The 18,485-nt window shown below is 70.3% G+C and carries 20 protein-coding genes; 12 read left to right on the top strand and 8 right to left on the bottom strand.

The window, feature by feature from the left end; all coding sequences use genetic code 11:
- Positions 1-111 precede the first annotated feature (111 nt).
- Both ACFVJS_RS07620 and ACFVJS_RS07615 read left to right on the top strand, forming a co-directional pair.
- Complete coding sequence (locus tag ACFVJS_RS07620; protein ID WP_378878321.1) at positions 112-831, top strand: sensor histidine kinase; 720 nt, start codon at positions 112-114, stop codon at positions 829-831.
- Entirely contained in the window at positions 782-1,492 is a 711-nt protein-coding gene (locus ACFVJS_RS07615; RefSeq protein WP_378878320.1) for a LuxR C-terminal-related transcriptional regulator, read from the top strand. Before ACFVJS_RS07620 ends, ACFVJS_RS07615 begins: the two co-directional genes overlap by 50 nt.
- A 10-nt stretch (positions 1,493-1,502) precedes the next feature.
- Here ACFVJS_RS07615 and ACFVJS_RS07610 read toward each other — a convergent pair whose 3' ends face one another.
- Genes ACFVJS_RS07610 through ACFVJS_RS07595 form a run of 4 tightly spaced genes read right to left on the bottom strand, consistent with a single transcriptional unit; the run spans position 1,503 to position 5,161 of the window.
- Positions 1,503-2,135, bottom strand: coding sequence for a DapH/DapD/GlmU-related protein (locus ACFVJS_RS07610; RefSeq protein WP_378878319.1), 633 nt, complete (start codon positions 2,133-2,135; stop codon positions 1,503-1,505).
- 60 nt (positions 2,136-2,195) lie between these two features.
- A complete protein-coding gene (locus ACFVJS_RS07605; protein WP_378878318.1) occupies positions 2,196-3,227 on the bottom strand; it encodes a TolB family protein in 1,032 nt (343 codons plus the stop codon).
- A complete protein-coding gene (locus tag ACFVJS_RS07600; protein WP_378878317.1) occupies positions 3,224-4,468 on the bottom strand; it encodes an MFS transporter in 1,245 nt (414 codons plus the stop codon). The genes ACFVJS_RS07605 and ACFVJS_RS07600 overlap by 4 nt, the downstream gene beginning before the upstream one ends.
- Positions 4,469-4,474: 6 nt before the next feature.
- Positions 4,475-5,161, bottom strand: a complete 687-nt coding sequence (locus tag ACFVJS_RS07595) for a hypothetical protein (protein ID WP_378878316.1) — start codon at positions 5,159-5,161, stop codon at positions 4,475-4,477.
- 164 nt (positions 5,162-5,325) lie between these two features.
- On the opposite strand from ACFVJS_RS07595, the gene ACFVJS_RS07590 reads away from it, so the two are divergent.
- The 6 genes from ACFVJS_RS07590 (at position 5,326) to ACFVJS_RS07565 (ending at position 9,859) form a co-directional block, all read left to right on the top strand.
- A complete protein-coding gene (locus ACFVJS_RS07590; protein WP_378878315.1) occupies positions 5,326-6,897 on the top strand; it encodes a class I adenylate-forming enzyme family protein in 1,572 nt (523 codons plus the stop codon).
- A gap of 8 nt (positions 6,898-6,905) precedes the next feature.
- Positions 6,906-7,763 carry an SGNH/GDSL hydrolase family protein gene (locus tag ACFVJS_RS07585; RefSeq protein ID WP_378878314.1) on the top strand — a complete coding sequence of 286 codons (858 nt, stop codon included), beginning with the start codon at positions 6,906-6,908 and terminating at the stop codon, positions 7,761-7,763.
- 28 nt (positions 7,764-7,791) lie between these two features.
- On the top strand, positions 7,792-7,986 hold the full coding sequence (locus tag ACFVJS_RS07580) for a 4'-phosphopantetheinyl transferase superfamily protein (protein WP_378878313.1): 195 nt from the start codon (positions 7,792-7,794) through the stop codon (positions 7,984-7,986).
- Positions 7,987-7,988: 2 nt separating this feature from the next.
- Positions 7,989-8,390 carry a VOC family protein gene (locus ACFVJS_RS07575; protein ID WP_378878312.1) on the top strand — a complete coding sequence of 134 codons (402 nt, stop codon included), beginning with the start codon at positions 7,989-7,991 and terminating at the stop codon, positions 8,388-8,390.
- Positions 8,391-8,585: 195 nt separating this feature from the next.
- Positions 8,586-9,353, top strand: coding sequence for a DUF222 domain-containing protein (locus ACFVJS_RS07570; RefSeq protein ID WP_378878311.1), 768 nt, complete (start codon positions 8,586-8,588; stop codon positions 9,351-9,353).
- Positions 9,353-9,859 carry a DUF222 domain-containing protein gene (locus ACFVJS_RS07565; RefSeq protein ID WP_378878310.1) on the top strand — a complete coding sequence of 169 codons (507 nt, stop codon included), beginning with the start codon at positions 9,353-9,355 and terminating at the stop codon, positions 9,857-9,859. The genes ACFVJS_RS07570 and ACFVJS_RS07565 overlap by 1 nt, the downstream gene beginning before the upstream one ends.
- Positions 9,860-10,030: 171 nt before the next feature.
- On the opposite strand, the gene ACFVJS_RS07560 is transcribed toward ACFVJS_RS07565, so the two are convergent.
- Genes ACFVJS_RS07560 through asnB form a run of 4 tightly spaced genes read right to left on the bottom strand, consistent with a single transcriptional unit; the run spans position 10,031 to position 14,078 of the window.
- Positions 10,031-10,369 carry an ArsR/SmtB family transcription factor gene (locus tag ACFVJS_RS07560; protein WP_378878309.1) on the bottom strand — a complete coding sequence of 113 codons (339 nt, stop codon included), beginning with the start codon at positions 10,367-10,369 and terminating at the stop codon, positions 10,031-10,033.
- A gap of 5 nt (positions 10,370-10,374) precedes the next feature.
- Positions 10,375-11,016, bottom strand: coding sequence for an SRPBCC family protein (locus ACFVJS_RS07555; protein ID WP_378878308.1), 642 nt, complete (start codon positions 11,014-11,016; stop codon positions 10,375-10,377).
- Positions 11,017-11,031: 15 nt separating this feature from the next.
- On the bottom strand, positions 11,032-12,057 hold the full coding sequence (gene nadE, locus ACFVJS_RS07550) for an NAD(+) synthase (protein WP_378878307.1): 1,026 nt from the start codon (positions 12,055-12,057) through the stop codon (positions 11,032-11,034).
- The gene (gene asnB / locus ACFVJS_RS07545) at positions 12,054-14,078 is read right to left on the bottom strand and encodes an asparagine synthase (glutamine-hydrolyzing) (protein ID WP_378878306.1); all 2,025 of its coding nucleotides are present in this window, start codon (positions 14,076-14,078) and stop codon (positions 12,054-12,056) included. The genes nadE and asnB overlap by 4 nt, the downstream gene beginning before the upstream one ends.
- 194 nt (positions 14,079-14,272) lie before the next feature.
- Between asnB and ACFVJS_RS07540 the strand changes: the two genes are divergently transcribed.
- The 4 genes from ACFVJS_RS07540 to ACFVJS_RS07525 all read left to right on the top strand — a co-directional run.
- Positions 14,273-14,554 (top strand): acyl carrier protein, encoded by a 282-nt coding sequence (locus tag ACFVJS_RS07540; protein WP_378878305.1) that lies wholly within the window; start codon positions 14,273-14,275, stop codon positions 14,552-14,554.
- Positions 14,544-15,170 (top strand): serine O-acetyltransferase, encoded by a 627-nt coding sequence (locus ACFVJS_RS07535; protein WP_378878304.1) that lies wholly within the window; start codon positions 14,544-14,546, stop codon positions 15,168-15,170. The genes ACFVJS_RS07540 and ACFVJS_RS07535 overlap by 11 nt, the downstream gene beginning before the upstream one ends.
- Positions 15,167-16,000 (top strand): glycosyltransferase, encoded by an 834-nt coding sequence (locus ACFVJS_RS07530; RefSeq protein WP_378878303.1) that lies wholly within the window; start codon positions 15,167-15,169, stop codon positions 15,998-16,000. Before ACFVJS_RS07535 ends, ACFVJS_RS07530 begins: the two co-directional genes overlap by 4 nt.
- A gap of 19 nt (positions 16,001-16,019) precedes the next feature.
- The coding region (locus ACFVJS_RS07525) for a N,N-dimethylformamidase beta subunit family domain-containing protein (protein ID WP_378878302.1) at positions 16,020-18,485 on the top strand (2,466 nt) is incomplete at its 3' end.

The raw sequence follows: 18,485 nt of genomic DNA, 5'->3' as shown, positions 1-18,485 counted from the left end.
GTCACTTTGCTGTAGGGCGCTGTTCGCGCTGGAGCCGGGATCTCCACGTGTTTCCAGCTGCCTGGCTGTGTCATGGGAGGGCGCAGCTCGATGAATCACCTGGGGAGAACTGTGTCTAAGTCAACTGTCGGACCCGACGACCGCGCCCGATTGCACGAGGCTGCCTCGGTGCTGGCCGGGGTCCGGGCAGCGACGACGCTGCTCAACTCGGCGGGTGAGATCGACGCGGAGCGGCGCGCCGCGATGGCGGCGATGGTGCAGAGCGAGCTGGAGCGGCTCGAGCGGATGGTGCGCCGACAGCAGGAGGCCGTACGACCGACGAGCTCGGAGGCCGCCGACGACGTCCGCGCGGAGGTGATCGACCTCGACGCGGTGGTCGCCACCATGGTTCTCGCCCACGAGGCCAAGGGCACCGACATCGCGTGGCGCCCCAGTCGGATGCTGGCGCTGGGCGACTCCGACCAGGTGACCGAGGCCCTCAACGTGCTTCTCGACAACGCCGCCGACCACGGCGGCGGATCGGTCCGTATCGAGGTGCGTGCCGCCGGGCCAGGGAGCACCTCGGTCGAGATCGCGGTGACCGACGACGGGCCCGGCGTCGCGCCGGAGCTGCGCCGCCGGATCTTCGCCCGCGGTGTGAGCCGCGCAGGATCGCCCGGGCAGGGGATCGGCCTCCACGCCGCCCGTGACCTGATGGAACGTCAGGGCGGTTACCTCGAGCTGGCCGAGACCGGGGAGCACACGACCTTCGTCCTCGGCATCCCGATGCTCGGCTGCGTCGATGCTCACGACACCCAGCACCGTGGAGGCCGCAGTGGTGTCGCCGCGTAAGCGGGTGAAGGTGGTCATCGTCGAGGACCACACCCTGTTCGCAGAGTCGCTCGAGCTGGCGCTCACCTTCGAGGGCTACGACGCCCACCGTGTCGACCTGCCCGACGAGCCGCCGTCGGAGGCCAAGCTCACCTCGCTGATCATGCGCTCCCAGCCGCGCATCGTGCTGCTCGATCTCGACCTGGGGCAGCACGGTTCGGGCGTACGCCTCATCGGGCCGCTCGCCAGGGCGGGCGCCGACGTCGTGGTGGTGACCGGCTCGACCGACGAGACCCGCTGGGGCCACGCCCTGCACGTCGGAGCCCGCACGGTGCTGTCCAAGTCGGTGCCGCTGGGCGAGATCCTGGGCACCGTACGCAGGCTCAACTACGGCCTCAGCGTGCTCGACGTCGATGAGCGCGAGCGCTTGATCCGGGCCTGGGTGGGACAGGAGCAGGACATCATCGAGACCCGCCGTCGGCTCGCCCAGCTCTCCCCACGGGAGTCGCAGGTGCTCGAGCACCTGATGGACGGTCTCACCGTCGGCGAGATCGCCAAGCTCCGTGTCGTCTCCGAGGCGACCGTGCGTACGCAGGTGAAGTCGATCCTCGCCAAGCTCGGGGTCTCCTCGCAGATCGCCGCGGTCAGCCTCGCCCACAAGGCCGAGTGGCGGGCCGCCTGACCCCAGACGCTCAGAGGGCGACCAGGCCGTCGTCCTCGCTCGCGCCGCGCAGCGCGTAGAGCGAGCCGGTCTGCGGGCAGCGCCAGGCGTCTCCCTGGGGGACCAGCGGCGCGCCGGCATGCCCGACCCAGCCCACCCGCCGCGCTGGGACCCCGACGACCAGCGCGTGGTCGGGTACGTCGCGGGTGACCACGGCACCCGCCGCGACCATCGCCCAGGCGCCGATCGTGACCGGAGCGACGCAGACGGCGCGGGCGCCGACGCTGGCGCCGGTGCGTACGGTCACGCCGACCGCGTCCCAGTCGTCGCCGTCCTTCAGGGTGCCGTCCGGGTTGACCGCGCGGGGCAGGTAGTCGTTGGTGAACACCACCGCCGGGCCGACGAAGGCGCCGTCCTCGAGCACCGCCGGCTCGTAGACCAGCGCATGGTTCTGGATCTTGCAGCGGTCGCCCACCACGACCCCGGGACCGACGTACGCTCCCCGACCGATGATGCACTCGCTGCCCACCCGGGCGTGCTCGCGCACCTGGGCCAGGTGCCAGACGAGCGTCCCGGCGCCGATCACGGCACGATCGTCGACGTCAGCGCTGGGTTCGATCCGGGGCTCGATCCGGGGCTCGGCGTGGGCGTCCTCGATGGTCATGCCCTCAGCAAACCCGGGACTCGGGCGGCCGGCGGAGCGGCCGGACGTGGCGTACCCGATTCAGCGTAGGACCGCGGGCGAGGACGCCTCCGGGATCAGCACCCGAGGGGTCGCGCCGGCGGAGGTGTCGAGGGCCCAGACGTCGCTGACCGGCTCGTCCTCACGGCCCAGGCCGTAGAGGACGGTGTCGTCGTCGAGCCACTCGATCTGGTCGTCGACGCTGTGCGTCTCGCCGGCCAGCACGGTGCGTTTCCCGGTGGCGAGGTCGAGGACGGCGGGCGTCCACCGGGTCCCGTCGTCGACCGCCTCCTTGAACGCGATCCGGGTGCCGTCGGGGGAGAGCGAGGGGCACTCGACATGGTCGGCGATCGTGGTCAGGGAACGCGTGGAGAGGTCGCCGCGGGCGAGGTAGGTCCGCCCGCCGGTGGCGACGGTGGCGTAGAAGGTGCGGTCGTCGTCGGCGAAGGTGATGCCCCAGATGTTGCGGTCGACCGGGGTGACCCGGCGCCCGTCGATGACCAGCCTGAACTTCTCCAGGTCCCCGTAGCTCGCCCCACCGATCCGGCGGATCACGGTGCGTGTCGAGAAGCCGCTGACCATGTAGGAGTCGCCGTTGACGAACACCGTCGAGGAGACCAGCTTCCCGTCCGGCGAGATCCGGGTGCGGCTGGGCAGCCCGGGCAGGTCGGTCCCGTCGACCTCCCGCCAGGCCTTGCCCGGGGCGGAGGCGGCCAGGTCGGTCGCCCGGTAGCGGCTGACCACGCCGCGCTCGGTCGCGAGGCACGACACCGAGCCGGCCTGGGCGTAGACCCGGTCACAGCTCAGGTCGGTCAGCGCCCGGGCCCCGCCGGGGGCGGCCAGCGCCACCGCACCGACGTGGCCGTAGTCGGCGTCGCGCCCGGTGTGCCGGAAGAGGATCCGAGGCCCCTGCTCGATCTGCGTCATGGAAGTGGTCGTCGCGTCGGTCGCCTTCGACGTACGCCGGTCGTTCTCGGCGATCGCCGAGAGGGCGTACGCCGTCATGCCGGCCGTGACGAGCACGACGACCGCGCCGAAGACGGCCGTGCGCTGCTTGGCCCAGAACGTCGTCATCGCACCGCCCTGCGCAGCACCGCGAGCCCGGCCGGGATCGCGGCGACCAGCACCGCGCAGACGGCGAGCATCGCGACCCGGGGGCCGACGGCGTACCAGAGGAGGCCGAAGCCGGTCGCCGCCACGAGCCGGGCGAGCGCCACCGCGGTCTGAGCCGTGGCGATGCCGCTGGCGCGTACGGTCTCGGGGACCAGCTGCCCGGCCACCGCGGCCAGGGTGCCGTCGGTCGCGGCGTAGAAGACACCGAGGAGGAGCACCGCGGCGCATGTGGTCCAGAGCGCGCCGTAGCCGGTCGCGGCGCACAGGTAGGCGGCCGCGAGCGGCAGGTGCCCGAGCACGAGGACCCTGACCCGTCCGACGCGGTCCGCGAGCCGGCCCATCGGGACGGCGAGGGCGAGGTAGGCGACGTTGGTGCCGACGTAGAGGACCGGGAACCACTGCGCCGCGAAGCCGCCGGTCTCCAGCAGGGCCAGGTAGACGAAGCCGTCGCCGACGGTGAGCAGGGCGAGCGCACCGGACACACCCGTCACCCGCACGAGACCGGGAGTGAGTGCGGTGCGCCAGCGCACCTTGACGCGAGGCCGGCGACGGGGAGCGTCCCGGCGGACTGCGCCGGTGCGGAACGGGACGAAGAAGGCCATCGTGGCGACCCCGAGCACCGCGAAGCCGAGCGAGACGACCAGGACCGTGTCGTAGCCGTCGGCGATCCGCCACAGGATCACGAACGCCAGCAGCGGCCCGAGCGTCGCCCCGATCGTGTCCAGCGCCCGGTGGACCCCGAAGCTGCGGCCGAGGTGCGCCGGGTCGCTGGAGGCCGCGATCATCGCGTCGCGCGGAGCGGTGCGTACGCCCTTGCCGACACGGTCCAGCGAGATCGCCGCCGAGATCGTCCCGAAGCCGCCGGCGAAGATCAGCCCGAGCCGCGCGACCGCGCTCGTCGCATAGCCCGCGAGCGCGACCGGCTGCGGCCGGTCGGTGCGGTCGGCGGCCCAGCCGGCCGCGATCCGCACCAGCGAGGAGACGCCCTGGTAGAGCCCGTCGATGAACCCGTACGCCACCGGGGAGAGCCCCACCACCGCGGTCAGGTAGAGCGGCAGGATGGCCGAGACGGACTCCGAGGAGATATCGGTCAGCAGGCTGACGACGCCGAGGGTGACGACCGTGCGGGAGACCCGCCCGCCGGAACGCCGCGGCTCGGCACCGGTGCTGGTGGCGGGTCGGTCGCTGAGAGAGAGGTACACCGGCGCTCAGGTCTTCGTGCGGAGGACGGAGTAGAGGCTGAAGTCGACCGTGCGGCGGCCGGTGCGGGTGACCGTGACGCTCACCGACTCCTCGCCGCGCTGCAGCGCCATGGCCGGGGTGTTCTCGACGGAGGTGGTGGTGACCTCCTCGAACCCGTGCTGTGCGAGGCGTGTCCGGAAGTGGCGGAGTACGTCGCAGGGCCGCCGACAGCTCGCGGTCAGCGCCACCTGGAGCGCGCCCTTGGTGGGCGAGACGCTGGAGACGTCGACGGTGGTGCGTGCCGGGGGCGTCAGCGCCGTCGGGTAGCCGGCCACCAGGGCGCCCTGGCGGACCGCCTGCTTCGGCAGCGGGTCCGAGATCAGCGCCGCCGCCTTGGTCCGTGGCTTCTCGGTGAGACCGGGAAGGCCGGACTCGGACGGGGTCGAGGCCGCTTCGGGCAGCGCCTCGGTCGCGGGTTCGGGATCGGACTCCGACTTCCGGCCCTCGCCCGACCCCGAACCGGCCGCGGAACCGGACCCCGGCTCGGAGCTGGCGTCGGCTCCTGGTGAGCCCGACCGGGACGACGAGGCACCCGCCAGGCCCCCGCCGTCGTTGCCGGAGGAGGAGTCGGCGAAGCGTCCGGGCACCCAGAAGATCGTGACGCCGACGAGCACGCCGAGCAGCACGAGGAGGGCGAGGCGCTTGAGGTTCACGGGACCAGTCGACGCGCAGCGGAGCCGGGTCGAGAGCGTTGGGCTGGTCGCGTACTCAATTTCAGGCAGCCTGCCGGATCGGCGGCGGTCCGTCGAGACGAGGCGTGCGACGTTGCGGTGGCCGGGAACGGTCCCGGCCGTAGCATCCCGGGGGACGGGCCACGTTGAACACCGCCGACTTTCTACTCGAGCTAGCGCCCGAGGACTCGATCGCGCTCGCCGAGGCGGGTCGCGAGTACACCTTCGAAGAACTGCGAGCCAGCGTGTCCGTGCTCATCGGACGGCTCTCCGTGCTCGGTCTGACTCCGGGCACACCGGTCGGGATCATGGCGCCCAACGGGCTGTTCTGGGTCTCGGCCTATCTCGCGGCGCTCCGGATGGGCCTGGTCGTGGTGCCGCTGGCCGTCACGCTGCCGACCGAGGAGGTCGTGGCACGGGTGCGATGGGTCGGTGCGGACGCGATGCTGGTCGGGCGCGCCCAGGCGGAGGCGCTGCGGCTGAGCCTGCCCAGGAGCCTCCCGGTGGTGGTGGAGCGGAAGGAGCGGCTGGTCCCCAAGCCGCGGTCGGCACCGGTCGAGCTGCCCGAGGCGGTCGACGTCGACCCCGACCAGGACGCCCTCTACATGTTCACCTCCGGCACGACCGGCGACCCGCGCGCGGTGCGGCTCACCCATCGCAACATCCAGACCAACACGACCTCGATCCTCGGATACCTCGACATCACCTCGACGGACCGGATGCTGGTCGTGCTGCCCTTCACGTACGTCTTCGGGCTCTCGCTGCTGCACACCCATCTGCGGGCCGGTGCCGCGATGGTCATCCAGCCGACGTTCGTCTTCCCCCAGGCGGTGGTGGACCGGATGGTGTCCGCGCGGTGCACAGGTTTCGCCGGCGTACCGTCGACGTTCGGGCCGCTGCTGCGCAACAGCACCTTCGGCTCGGTTCCGGTGCCGACGCTGCGGACGATCCAGCAGGCCGGCGGCCGGTTGGCCCCCGCCCTGGTCGAGCAGATGGCGCACGCCCAGCCGCAGGCACAGGTCTTCGTGATGTACGGCGCGACCGAGGCCACCGCCCGGCTCTCCTACCTCCCGCCCGAGGAGCTCGCCCGGAGGCCGGGGTCGATCGGCAGGGGAATCCCGGGTGTCGACCTGCGGGTGCTCGACCGCGACGGGGTGCCCGTCGCTCCCGGTGAGGTCGGTGAGATCTGGGCCGGCGGTGCGAACGTCTCCCCCGGCTACCTCGACGACCCCGAGGCGACGGCCCGCAAGATGCCCGGCGGGATGCTGCGTACCGGGGATCTGGCGAAGGTCGACGAGGACGGCTACATCTACGTGGTCGACCGGGTCGAGGACTTCATCAAGTCGTGGGGACACCGGATCGCGAGCCAGGACGTCGAGTCCGCGGCGCTCTATCTGCCGGACGTGGTGGCGGCGGCCGCGGTCGGGCTCCCGGACGACGCCGCCGGCGAGCGGGTCGAGCTGGTGGTGGTGCGGCGGCGCGGGTCGGGGCTGCGGAGTGCCGACGTGATCGCGCACTGCCGCGAGCGGCTCTCGAAGCACATGGTGCCCGAGGTGGTCCGGTTCGTCGACGCGTTGCCGGTGAACGCGAACGGGAAGGTCGTCAAGCGCGACGTACGTGCGATGTGCCTGCGGCTGGCTCAGGATCCGGCCGAGGAGCGGGACGCCGACCTCGGTGACGCGGACGATGCCGGTTTCGAAGGGGCCAAGGTGGGTTGAGGATGTCGGTGAGGAACGTGTCCAGGTCGGTGAAGCTGTTGGCCGGAGTGTGGGCCGGAGCGCTGGTCGTCGCGCTCGCGCTGGCCGGCGCATGGTTGCTGAGGAGTCCAGGGATGAACGATCAGGTCGTGGTCGCCGAGCCCTCCGAGTCGGACCTGCGGGTCGTCGGGCAGACGAAGGTGCTCTTCGGGCACAACTCGGTGGGGATGAACATCCTCGACGGGGTCTCGAAGGTGTACGCCGACACGTCCGTCGCCGTGCCGGTCATCGCCGACGTCACCGGTGGCGCGGTTACCCCCGATGGTGAGGGCGCGACGCTCCGGCATGCCTACATCGGGGTGAACGAGGATCCGGAGAGCAAGTTCGCCGCGTTCACGGAGGTGATGGACAGCCCTGCCGGGAAGGACGTCGACGTGGCGCTGATGAAGCTCTGCTACGTCGACATCACCGCCGCCACCGACGTGCAGGCCGTCTTCGACGGCTACGTCGCGACGATGGAGGAGGTGGAGGCGGCCCATCCCGAGGTACGTTTCCTCTACACGACCGCGCCCCTCACCTCCGACCGCAACTGGAAGTCGAAGGTCAAGGCGGCCCTGGGGCGCGACGACCAGATGGGGCCGGCCGACAACATCGCCCGGGAGCGCTACAACGCGATGATCCGGGAGAAGTACGCCGCCACGGGCCGGCTCGTCGACATCGCCGCCGCGGAGGCCGAAGGCACCGGCGAGCGTAGCCAGGACGGCGCCACCTACTACGTCCTCAACGAGAACCTGACGTTCGACCGCGGTCACCTCAACGAGGCCGGCTCGGAGGTTGTCGCCGCCGAACTGCTCAAGATGGTGGCGGCCCACAGCCCGGTCGCCTGAGGTGCTGGCGAAGAGCGATGAGCCTGCGATGAGCCTGCAGGGGGTCGGGATCGATGTCGCCGACATCAGGCGTTTCGTGCGACTCCTGGCGATACGTGGGTCGGGGTTCGCGGAGCGGTGGTTCACCGATGCCGAGATCGCCCAGTGCGTGGCCGCTGCGGCTCCCGCCGAGGCCTTCGCGATGGCCACCGCCGTCGCCGACGGCGCTCCTGATGCGAGGTGAGAATGCCCGACCTTCGGCTCGACCACATCGGTATCCAGGTCCGCGACCTGCTCCGCACCGCCGACGCCTTCGAGCGGCTCTTCGGCTACCGCCGCGTCACCGACCCTGTCGTCAACACCCGCCACGGGGTCCGCGGGATCTTCCTGGAGAAGGCCGACTCTCTCTCGATCAAGCTCATCACTCCGGTGACGCCTGGGCCGCACTCGTACGGTCTCCATCACCTGGCTTTCATGGCGCCTGATCTCGAGACGACTCTCGTCGAGCTCGGGGTTGCTGGGGCGCGTACGCTCAGTCCTCCTCAGCCGGGGGAGATGTTCGACGACGAGCTCATCGCTTTTGTGCGGGCTGGTGGGATCAATGTCGAGCTCATCACTACCGAGCGGCGGCGGGGGCGGATCGAGTGATCGCGTTGCCGGTGGTCGAGCTTGTCGAGACCACCCGTGCGTGACCGTTCTTTGCGGCCCGAGTGTGGCGCAGCAGATGAGCGTCGTTCGCTGACCGCGAAAATGGGGTTTAACCTGGGGAAATAGGTTCCCGCGAGGGTGGTTCTGGAGTACAATAGGGACCATCACAGCACACGCCTTCAAGGCGGGAAAGCGATGAGTCTCGGGCGCGAGATCGACCACTGGGGAACCAACCCCAGCGACCTGGTCGACGCTGCCCTGACGGCCATCGAATCGTCTTTCCAAGACCTTCTCGCGACCGACCCCGCATATTGGCGGACCGGGCAGAAGAAGGACCTCCTCGAGCGACTCGAGAAGCTCCAGGCCCAACAGGCCGCCCTGAAGTTGAGGGTCCTTGCTGTTGCCGGCGGTATCGCCGAGGAGGCCGGTGCCAAGGACGCCTCCGCGTGGATGCGTGCTGAGCTGCTGGTCGACACCAGCGCCGCCAGGTCGCAGATCAAACTGGCCGCCGGGGTCGCGAAGTACGACCTCGTCGCCGCCGGCCTCGCCGAGGGCGTCGTGTCCGTGGACAAGGCCAGGGTGATCGCCAAGGCGCTCGACAAGATCGAGGCAGACCCGGTCGCCAGCGCCGAAGACGTGGTGCTGGCCGAGAAGCTCCTGGTCGGCCACGCCACCCGACTGACCGCCAACGAACTCCGCATCGTCGGCAACCGCATCCTGGCCGAGATCGACCCCGCCAGGTTCGAGGACGCCGAAGCCAAAGCCCTGTTGGCCGAGGAAGAACGCGCCCAGCAGAAGACCGCACTCCGTGTGTGGGACAACCACGACGGCACCCTCAGGTTCGACGGGTACTCCCGGTCTCGATCGGGATGCGGTTCAAGCGACTGGTCGAGGCCTACGCCCAACCCCGCAAACAACAGCTCCTCGACAAAGGCACCCCGCTGCCGCCCTGGGAACGGCTGATGGGCCAAGGCTTCGCCCGACTCCTGGAGACCATCGACCCCGCCAGCCTGCCCCGCCACGGCGGGGATGCGACCACCATCAACGTGGTCATCTCCCTCGAAGAGCTCCGCAAAGACCTCGGCGTCGCCACCCTCGGCTACGACGAGACCAACGGCACCACCATCTCAGCCGCCGAGGCCCGGCTGATGGCCTGCAACGCCACCATCATCCCCTGGGTGCTGGGCGGCGACAGCGAAGTCCTCGACGCCGGCCGAGCCAGCAGGCTCTTCCAACCGATCCAGCGCAAAGCACTCCGGCTACGGGCCAAGTGCTGCCAAGCCGAAGGCTGTGACATGCCACCGGAATGGTGCGACGCCCACCACCTCGAACCCTGGGCCACCGGAGGAAAGACCAACCTCAAAGACGGCGCCCTGCTCTGCCCGCATCATCACCGCCTGGCGCACAACCCGGCCTATACCCATGAGCGACTACCGGACGGCACCATCCGATTCGCCCGCCGGCCCTGAATCGGCAGGACGAGCCACCCCGCCGAGTCGGCGCAACTGCCCCGTCTGGCGCGCGGGTCGGCGTGACCGTCTCGCGCTCCGGGTCGGAGTCCGTACTGGGGCTCTGGCGCCGTTTCGGCGCTCCATTTCGGGACAGATGCGCCGACTCGGTGGTCTCAGGTCCAGGGGGCTTCAACCCTCCGTAGTTCTCTGCTCCCGCCGCCCACGCTTGATCTCCGTGTCGAGCGCGTCGAGGTGCTGGGTCCAGAAGCGGCGGAACTGGTTGAGCCAGGCGTCGACCTCGGCCATGGGGCCGGTGTCGAGGGAGTAGATGCGGCGGGTGCCGTCGGGGCGTACGTTGGCGAAGCCGTGCTCGCGCAGGACCTTGAGCTGCATGGAGACCGCGGGCTGGCGGATGCCGAACTCGGCGGAGATGGTCTCGACGACCTCGCCGGAGGTGAGGTCCCCGGCGGCGAGGAGCTCGAGGATGCGGCGGCGCACGGGGTCGCCGAGAACGTCGAAGGCGTGCAAGCGGGCTACTCCGGCATCGCCGTGTAGGCGGCCACGCAGCGCTCGCCGGCGGCGCGGGCCTGGTCGGGGTCGGTGCCGAAGGCGATGTCGGCCTCGACCCAGGCCGCGGCGGAGCCCTGGGTGTGCTCGATCATCGCGGGCAGCGCCTCGGGGGACATCGGGTCCATCTTCTCGGCCTCGGGAGCGGAGAGGTGGAGGGCGAGGCCGAGGAGCATCTGCTCCCAGCCGATGCCGACGGCGCTGGGGCCGAACTCCTTCCACTGCTCGGGCGGGACGGGGGCGGAGTGTTCGAGCCGGAGCAGCGTATGGCCTCCGGCGGCGGTCAGGGTCGCGTCGACCCACGACTTCATCTCGCCGTAGTCCCAGGTGATCGAGAGGAGCTTCGGGCGGTCGCAGGCGAGGATCTCGCCGCCGGCGTTGCCCTCGAGCTGGTAGCGGCCGCCGACCTCGAAGTCGCCGGTGACCGGCATCAGCCAGCGCGGGATGCGCTCCTTGGTGGTCAGCGCGTCCCAGACCTCGTCGGGATCGGCGTCGTAGCTGCGCTCGACGACGAGCACGCGCAGCTCCTCGCCGCCGCGGGTCGTGGTGGTCAGCGCGCGGTTCACGGCGCCGAGGTGGTCGGCAGGAATGAAGGGTGGAGTGCTCATGCCTGCGACGTTATATCAAGAGTCTTTGATATTCAATGGTGCCTCGTCGACGAGCACGGGAGCTGCGTGCAGGTAGGCGGTCGTACGCCGCTTCTGCTCGATGTCGCGGTAGACGCGCTCGACCTGCCCCACGGTGAGCCCGGTGGCCTCGGCGACCTCGGCGGTCGGGACCCCGTTGTCGAGTCCGTAGAGGCACAGATCCATCCGCTGGTAGGGCAGCGAGAAGTAGAACTCCTCCTGCGACTGCTCCAGCGAGTAGGTGTCGGTGGTCGAGGGACGCGCCTGGATCTCCTCGGGCACCCCGAGGTGGGCGGCCATGGCGTAGACCTGCGACTTGTAGAGGTGCGCGATCGGCTTCAGGTCGGCGGCGCCGTCGCCGAGCTTCACGAAGAAGCCCTGGTCGTACTCGAGGCGGTTCGGGGTGCCGGCGACGGCATAGTTGAGCCGGTCGGCGTGGAAGTACTCCAGCGCCTTGCGGGCCCGCTGCTTGAAGTTCGTCGCCGCGACGATCTCCAGGTACGCCTCGGTCGTCAGGCGGTGGGTGCTCTGGGTGCCGGTCGGGTCCTCGACGACGACGGAGAAGAGCCGGAACGCGTCGGAGTCGACCACGCTGGGCAGCACGATCTTCGACTTCCACCCCGGGCCGTACGCCGGCATGACCCGCCGGATCGCGTCGTCACGCCGCTGGTAGGCGCCGAGACCGACCAGGACGGGGGAGATGTCCTCGAGCACCGAGTCGATCCCGAGGGAGTCGGTCAGCTTCGTGCTGAACCCGATGGTGTCGTCCGACGACTCCTGCTCGGGCATGTGCAGCGCGAAGACCCGGTCCCGGCCGAGCGCCTTGACCGCGAGCGCGGCGACCACGCTGGAGTCGATCCCGCCGGAGACCCCGACCACGACGCCCTTGCGCTTGTTGGCCACCAGGTAGCGGCGGATCGCATCGCCGATCCGGGTCGCCTCCGCCTCCTCGTCGAAGCGGAGCGTCTCCAAGCCGTACGACGCTGCCGCAGAGGGGGGCGTGGTCATGATGGTCCTCGTCATGCTGGGGTCCTTCCGGTGATCTCGAGAGTGTGGTCGAAGACGGTGAGCGGTTCCGGCGGCGCAGCCGTCCGGTCGGTCGAGCCGGTGAGCAGCTCGGTGTGCAGCAGCTGGGTGGACAGGACGGCCACCAGGCGCATGTTGTCGGTGTTGCCGAGGCCGCGGCCCTGGGTGCGCCGGGCCTTCTCCAGCAGCCGCTGGACGAGCTCCGGCCGGAAGACCCCGGTGGCCCGCAGGGCGGAGACCGAGGTGACGTCGAAGACCCAGTCGGGAGTGCCGCCGGCGAAGAACGCCGCCGCGTCCGGCGCCCGGTAGGGCTGCTTGGGGCGGCGCAGGATCTGCTCCGGCACCAGGTCGGCGAAGGCCCGCTTGAGCAGGTGCTTCTCGTCCAGGCCGTGGATCTTGTGCTCGGCGGGGACCCGGCCGGCGAGCTCGGCGACGTGCGGGTCGAGGAACGGGAACCGGCCCTCGACCGAGTTGCCCATCAGCATCCGGTCACCCTGGGAGGCCAGGATGTAGCCGGGCAGCAGCGTGGTCATCTCCAGCCACTGCGCCCGCGCGACCGGGTCCCAGGAGGCGGCCGAGGCCGGCATGCCGGCGACCACGCCGTCGGCCGCACCGCCGCCCAGGAGCCGTAGCTCCGGGCGCAGCATCGAGGTCAGCACGGCGGTGGAATCCCACCGCGGCCGGTGCGACATCGCCAGGTCGTCCTGGGAGAGGTTGCGCGAGAAGAAGCTCCGCGCGAACGCCGGTGCCTGGTTGGGGGAGCGCTGCATCCACGGGTAGAGCTGCTCGACCGCCGCCTCGGCGGCCACCGGGTCCCGCAGCCACAGGTCGCGGATCTTGGCCTCGCGGAAGATGTCGTAGCCGCCGAGCACCTCGTCGGCGCCCTCGCCGGTGACGACCACCTTGAAGCCGGCCTCCCGGACCAGCCGGGAGAGCAGGAACATCGGCGCCGGGGCGGTCCGCAGCAGCGGCGACTCGGCGTGACGTACGACCTGGGGGAAGACGTCGGCGATGTCGAGCTCGCCGACCACGACGTCGTGGTGGACGGTGCCGAGGCGCTCGGCCATCAGGGCCTGGAAGCCGCCCTCGTCGAACTCGGCCTCGGCGAAGCGCAGCGAGAACGTGTGCAACGGCGCTGCGGCGCTGCCTGCGAGCCTGCCGGCCGCGATCGTGCCGGCCGTGACCGCTGAGTCGATCCCGCCGGAGAGGTACGCGGCCACCGGCACGTCGCTGCGCTCGAACCGCAGCCGGGTGGCTGCCGCCAGCGTCGTACGCAGCGCCTCGGCGTTGGCCTCCAGGTCGGTGAGCTCCTCGGCCCCTGCCGGCGGGAACGAGGGCGCCCAGTAGCGGTGCTCGACCTCGACGCCGCCACGGAAGGTGAGACAGGAGCCGGGCGGGACCTGAGAGATGTCCCGGAAGACGGTGCGCGGCGCGACCGCCGACCACAGCGTCAGCACCTGGTCGAGCCCCGCCGGGTCGAGCTCGCGCGGGACGTCGGGGGAGGCGTACAGGGCCTTCACCTCGGAGGCGAAGAGGAGCTGGCCGGCCGCGCGCGTGTAGAAGAGCGGGCGGACGCCGAAGCGGTCGCGGGAGAGGACGAGAGAGCCCGATCGCCGGTCCCAGATCGCCAGCGCCCACTGGCCGTTGAACCGCTCGAAGCAGCCGGGCCCCCACTCCTCCCAGGCGTGCACGATGACCTCGGTGTCCGAACGGGTCTCGAAGACATGGCCGCGGGAGCGGAGCTGGGCGGCCAGCTCGACGTGGTTGAAGATCTCGCCGTTGAAGGTGACCCAGACCTGATCGTCCTCGCCGGCCGATCGGCACGAGCGGCTCGACATCGGCTGCGTGCCGCCGACTGTGTCGATGATCGCCAGCCGGGTGTGGCCGAGCGCGACCCGCTCGTCGCGGTAGTAGCCGCTGCCGTCGGGTCCCCGGTGGGCGAGGGTGCCCAGCATCCGCCGCACCAGGGCAGGGTCAGGTGACTCGGTGCTGTTCAGCACCCCACAGATCCCGCACATGGCGCTCCTCGATCGCTCCCGGACAGTGCTCGAAGAGTTGCCCGTGCAGGTGTACCGGGGCGTTCGGATGGGGGCGTTTATCACCCAATGTCGGCATCTCCGGGTCCGATTTCTGCTCCGGACCCCCTCCGGCTGACAGAACGGGAGGCATTCGAAGGAACCGTTCACAGACCGTTGACAAGCAAGGAGATGTGATGGCGGACGTACAGCGCACGATCGAAGGCTTCATCCTCGACAACCTGTTGCTGGGTGACGAGACCCGTCTGCCCGGGCCGTCGGAGTCGCTGGTCGAGTCGGGCGTGATCGACTCGACCGGGATCCTGGAGCTCATCGAGTTCCTGGAGGCGGAGTTCGAGATCTCCGTCGACGAGGCCGAGACCGTGCCCGAGAACCTCGACGGCGTCGCCAACCTGGTGGCGTACGTCGGCCGCAAGACGGGCGGGGTCCTCCAGGATCGAGAGAGCCTTGCTAGTTGACGGAGCCCGGGTCGCAGGCGACTTCGAGGTCGACCTGGCCAAGATGTACGCGATCGTCCTTGACGGTCCGCGTACGTCCTGGCTGTCCAGGCTGCGGTTCTGGCTCTTCGACTACGAGCTGCACTGCGTCGCCTGCTACCGCTTCGGCCGCTGGGCGGGCCGGCTGCGCAGCCGCAACCGGCTGCTCGGCGTGCTGGCGCTGGGGGTCTACTGGTTCTGGAACCGCCGCAACATCCGCGTCCACCACGCCGACATCTTCCGGCGCGCTGACATCGGGCCGGGCCTGCTGCTCATGCACCGCTCGGGGATCATCGTCGGCCCGGCCGTGGTCGGCAGCAACTGCGTGCTCCACCAGAACGTCACCATCGGCCAGCGCATCGCCGACGGCGACCAGGGACTGCCCACGATCGGCGACGACGTCTGGATCGGACCGGGCGCGGTGATCTCGGGCGCGATCACGGTCGGCGACGGCTGCACCATCTCCGCCGGCACGGTGCTGTCCAAGGACGTCCCGCCGCGCAGCCTCGTCGGCGGCAACCCCGGCCGGGTCATCGCCAAGGACTACGACAACAGCAACATGATCAACTTCCACGTCCCCGGGGTGCGTCCGTCATGATCGCCAGCGTCGTGGTGCCGGCGCACAACGAGGCCCGGGGGCTGTCGGAGAACCTGACGGCCCTGCTCGACGGCATCCCCGAAGGTGCCGTCGACGTCGTGGTCGTGTGCAACGGCTGCACCGACGACACCGCCGCGGTCGCGCGGTCGGTCCCCGGCGTACGCGTCCTGGAGATCGCCGAGGCGTCCAAGGCGCGCGCGGTCGAAGTGGGCAACGCCGCGGCATCCTCGTTCCCGAAGTTGCACCTGGACGCCGACGTACGCCTCACCGGCACCGACCTGCTCCGGCTGATCGACGCGCTCGACGAGGACGGCGTGCTGGCGGTCGCGCCCGAGCGGGTGGTGCCGCTGGAGGGCTCGTCGTGGCCGGTCCGCGCCTACTACCGGGTCTGGCAGGCCCTCCCCAGCGTACGCAGCGGGCTGTTCGGTCGCGGCGCCTTCTGCCTCACCGCAGAGGGCCAGGCCCGGCTCGACGCCGCCGAAGGGAGCCTGATGAACGACGACCTGGTCGCCTCGGAGCTCTTCGCGGCCGACGAGCGCCGTGTCGTCACCGACGCGACCGTGGTCGTGCGGCCGCCACGTACGGTGAAAGACCTGGTCAAACGCAGGATCCGGGTCGTGACCGGCAACGCTCAAGCCGATGACCACGGTGCCCGGCAGGAATCCACCTCGCTGTCGGACCTGCTCGTGCTCGGGCTCCGTCAGCCCTCGATCGGACTTCGGGTTCCGGTCTTCATGACAGTCACCCTCGTCGCCCGGATGCTCTCCCGCAGAGCTGTCCGGACCGGCGACTACACCACCTGGTTGCGCGACGAGAGCTCGCGAGCCTGATCCGAGAAGGAGCACGACTGTGAAGCTGCGAACGGGACTGGCCGCGTTGCTCGGAGTTGTTCTTGTCACCCCTGTCCTCTCGCTCGTCACCGCGTCGAGCGCGAATGCGGACCCGTGCGGTCCGGAGGGCAACGAGATCGCCTGTGAGAACAGCAAACCCGGGGATCCCTCGAGCGAATGGGGCATCACCGGCGCCGGCGACGACTCGATCCAGGGGTTCGCGACCGACATCAGCGTCGACGCCGGCAATCGGATCGACTTCAAGATCGACACCGACGCGTCGGCGTACACGATCACGATCTATCGGATGGGCTACTACGGCGGTGACGGCGCCCGCAGGATCACCTCGGTGACCCCGTCGGCGAGCCTGCCGCAGAACCAGCCCAACTGCTACCGCGAGACCGCCACCGAGATCACCGACTGCGGCAACTGGGCGGTCTCGGCGTCCTGGAACGTCCCGGCGACCGCGGTCTCGGGCGTCTACGTCGCCAAGCTGGACCGGTCCGACACCAACGAGTCGAGCCACATCACCTTCATCGTCCGCGACGACGACAGCGACTCCGACGTCGTCTTCCAGACCTCCGACACCACCTGGCAGGCGTACAACTCCTACGGCGGCTCGAGCTTCTACGTGGGCGGCGGCAACGGCCGGGCCTACAAGCTCAGCTACAACCGCCCGTTCGTGACCCGTTCCGGCGGCACCTCCCACGACTTCTTCTTCGCCAACGAGTACCCGCTGGTGCGGTTCCTGGAACGCAACGGCTACGACGTCAGCTACATCTCCGGCATCGACACCGACCGCTACGGCTCGCTGCTCACCAACCACGAGACGTTCCTGAGCGTCGGGCACGACGAGTACTGGAGCGGGCGGCAGCGTGCCAACGTCGAGGCCGCCCGCGACGCCGGCGTGAACCTGCAGTTCCTCAGCGGCAACGAGGTCTACTGGCGGACCCGCTACGAGGCGTCGAAGGACGGCACCAACACGCCCTACCGGACGCTGGTCACCTACAAGGAGTCCTGGGCTCAGCAGAAGCTCGACCCAGCCGCGGAGTCGACCGGCACCTGGCGCGACCCGCGCTACACGCCGAAGTCGCAGGGTGGCGGCCTGCCGGAGAACTCGCTGACCGGCACCATCTTCATGTCCAACCTGACCGACCTGCCGGTGACCGTGAAGAAGTCCCAGGGCGGGCTGCGGCTGTGGCGCAACACCGGGCTGGCCTCGATGACCGCCGACCAGACCGAGCTGGCCCCGCACACGGTGGGCTACGAGTCCGACGAGGACCAGGACAACGGCTTCCGGCCACCCGGCCTGATCCGGCTGTCGGAGACGACCGGGTTCATCGACAACCAGTACATGACCGACTTCGGGCGGACCACGGGCGACGGCACCACGACCCACGCGCTCACGCTCTACCGGGCCGCCAGCGGCGCGCTGGTCTTCGGCGCCGGGTCGGTCCAGTGGACCTGGGGCCTCGACTCCGAGCACGACAACCCCTACCACGACGAGACTGCCGACCGGCGGATGCAGCAGGCGCAGGTGAACCTGCTGGCCGACATGGACGCCCAGCCGACCACGCTGATGTCCGGCCTGGTCGCCGCCACCAAGTCGACCGACACGACCGGACCGACGGTCGCCATCACCTCGCCCACGGCCGGCTCGACGCAGCCCAACGGCACCAAGGTGACGCTCACCGGCACCGCGGTCGACACGGGCGGCGGCGTGGTCGCCGGCGTCGAGTACTCGCTCGACGACGGCACCTCGTGGCACCCGGCGACCGGGACGACCGCCTGGTCGGTGACGTACGTCCAGCCCGGGGTGGGTAGCACCCCGGTTCGGGTCCGCGCCGTCGACGACAGCGCCAACATCGGAACCGCCGCCACCCGCAGCTTCAACGTGACCTGCCCCTGCAGCATCCTCGGCCAGCGGGAGGTGCCGACGACCTGGAACGCCGTGACCGGCCCCGCGACGCCGTCGGCCAACGACGGCGGCGCCGCCGAGCTCGGCCTTCGCTTCACCCCTCAGGCCGACGGGTACGTCGCGGGCGTCCGCTTCTTCAAGGGCGCCGGCAACACCGGCACCCATGTCGGCTCCCTGTGGAGCAGCAGCGGCGAGCGGCTGGCCCAGGTCACCTTCACCAACGAGTCGAGCGGTGGCTGGCAGTCGGCGACGTTCAGCCAGCCGGTCGCCGTGGCCGCGGGGGCGAGGTACACCGTCTCCTACACGGCTCCGGCCGGGCACTACGCCGTGGCGCCGTGGGCGTTCGCGGCCAAGGGGTTCGAGGCGTACCCGTTCGAGGTCGAGGGTGGCTACGGAGCCGCGCCGGCCGGCGTCTACGCGAATGCGGGACAGTTCCCGGCTAGCTCCTACCAGAACCCCAACTACTTCGTGGACGTGCTGTTCACGACCACCGACGACTCACCGCTGACCGCGACCAACCAGTGGCCCCTGGCCGGCTCCTCCTCGGTGCCGCGCAACACCACGGTG

Origin of the sequence: Nocardioides sp. NPDC057772 (genome assembly GCF_042798075.1) — a bacterium.
Taxonomy (GTDB): Bacteria; Actinomycetota; Actinomycetes; order Propionibacteriales; family Nocardioidaceae; genus Nocardioides.
The sequence above is the reverse complement of the archived record's forward strand: the minus strand, read 5'-3'. Positions and strand labels throughout refer to the sequence as shown.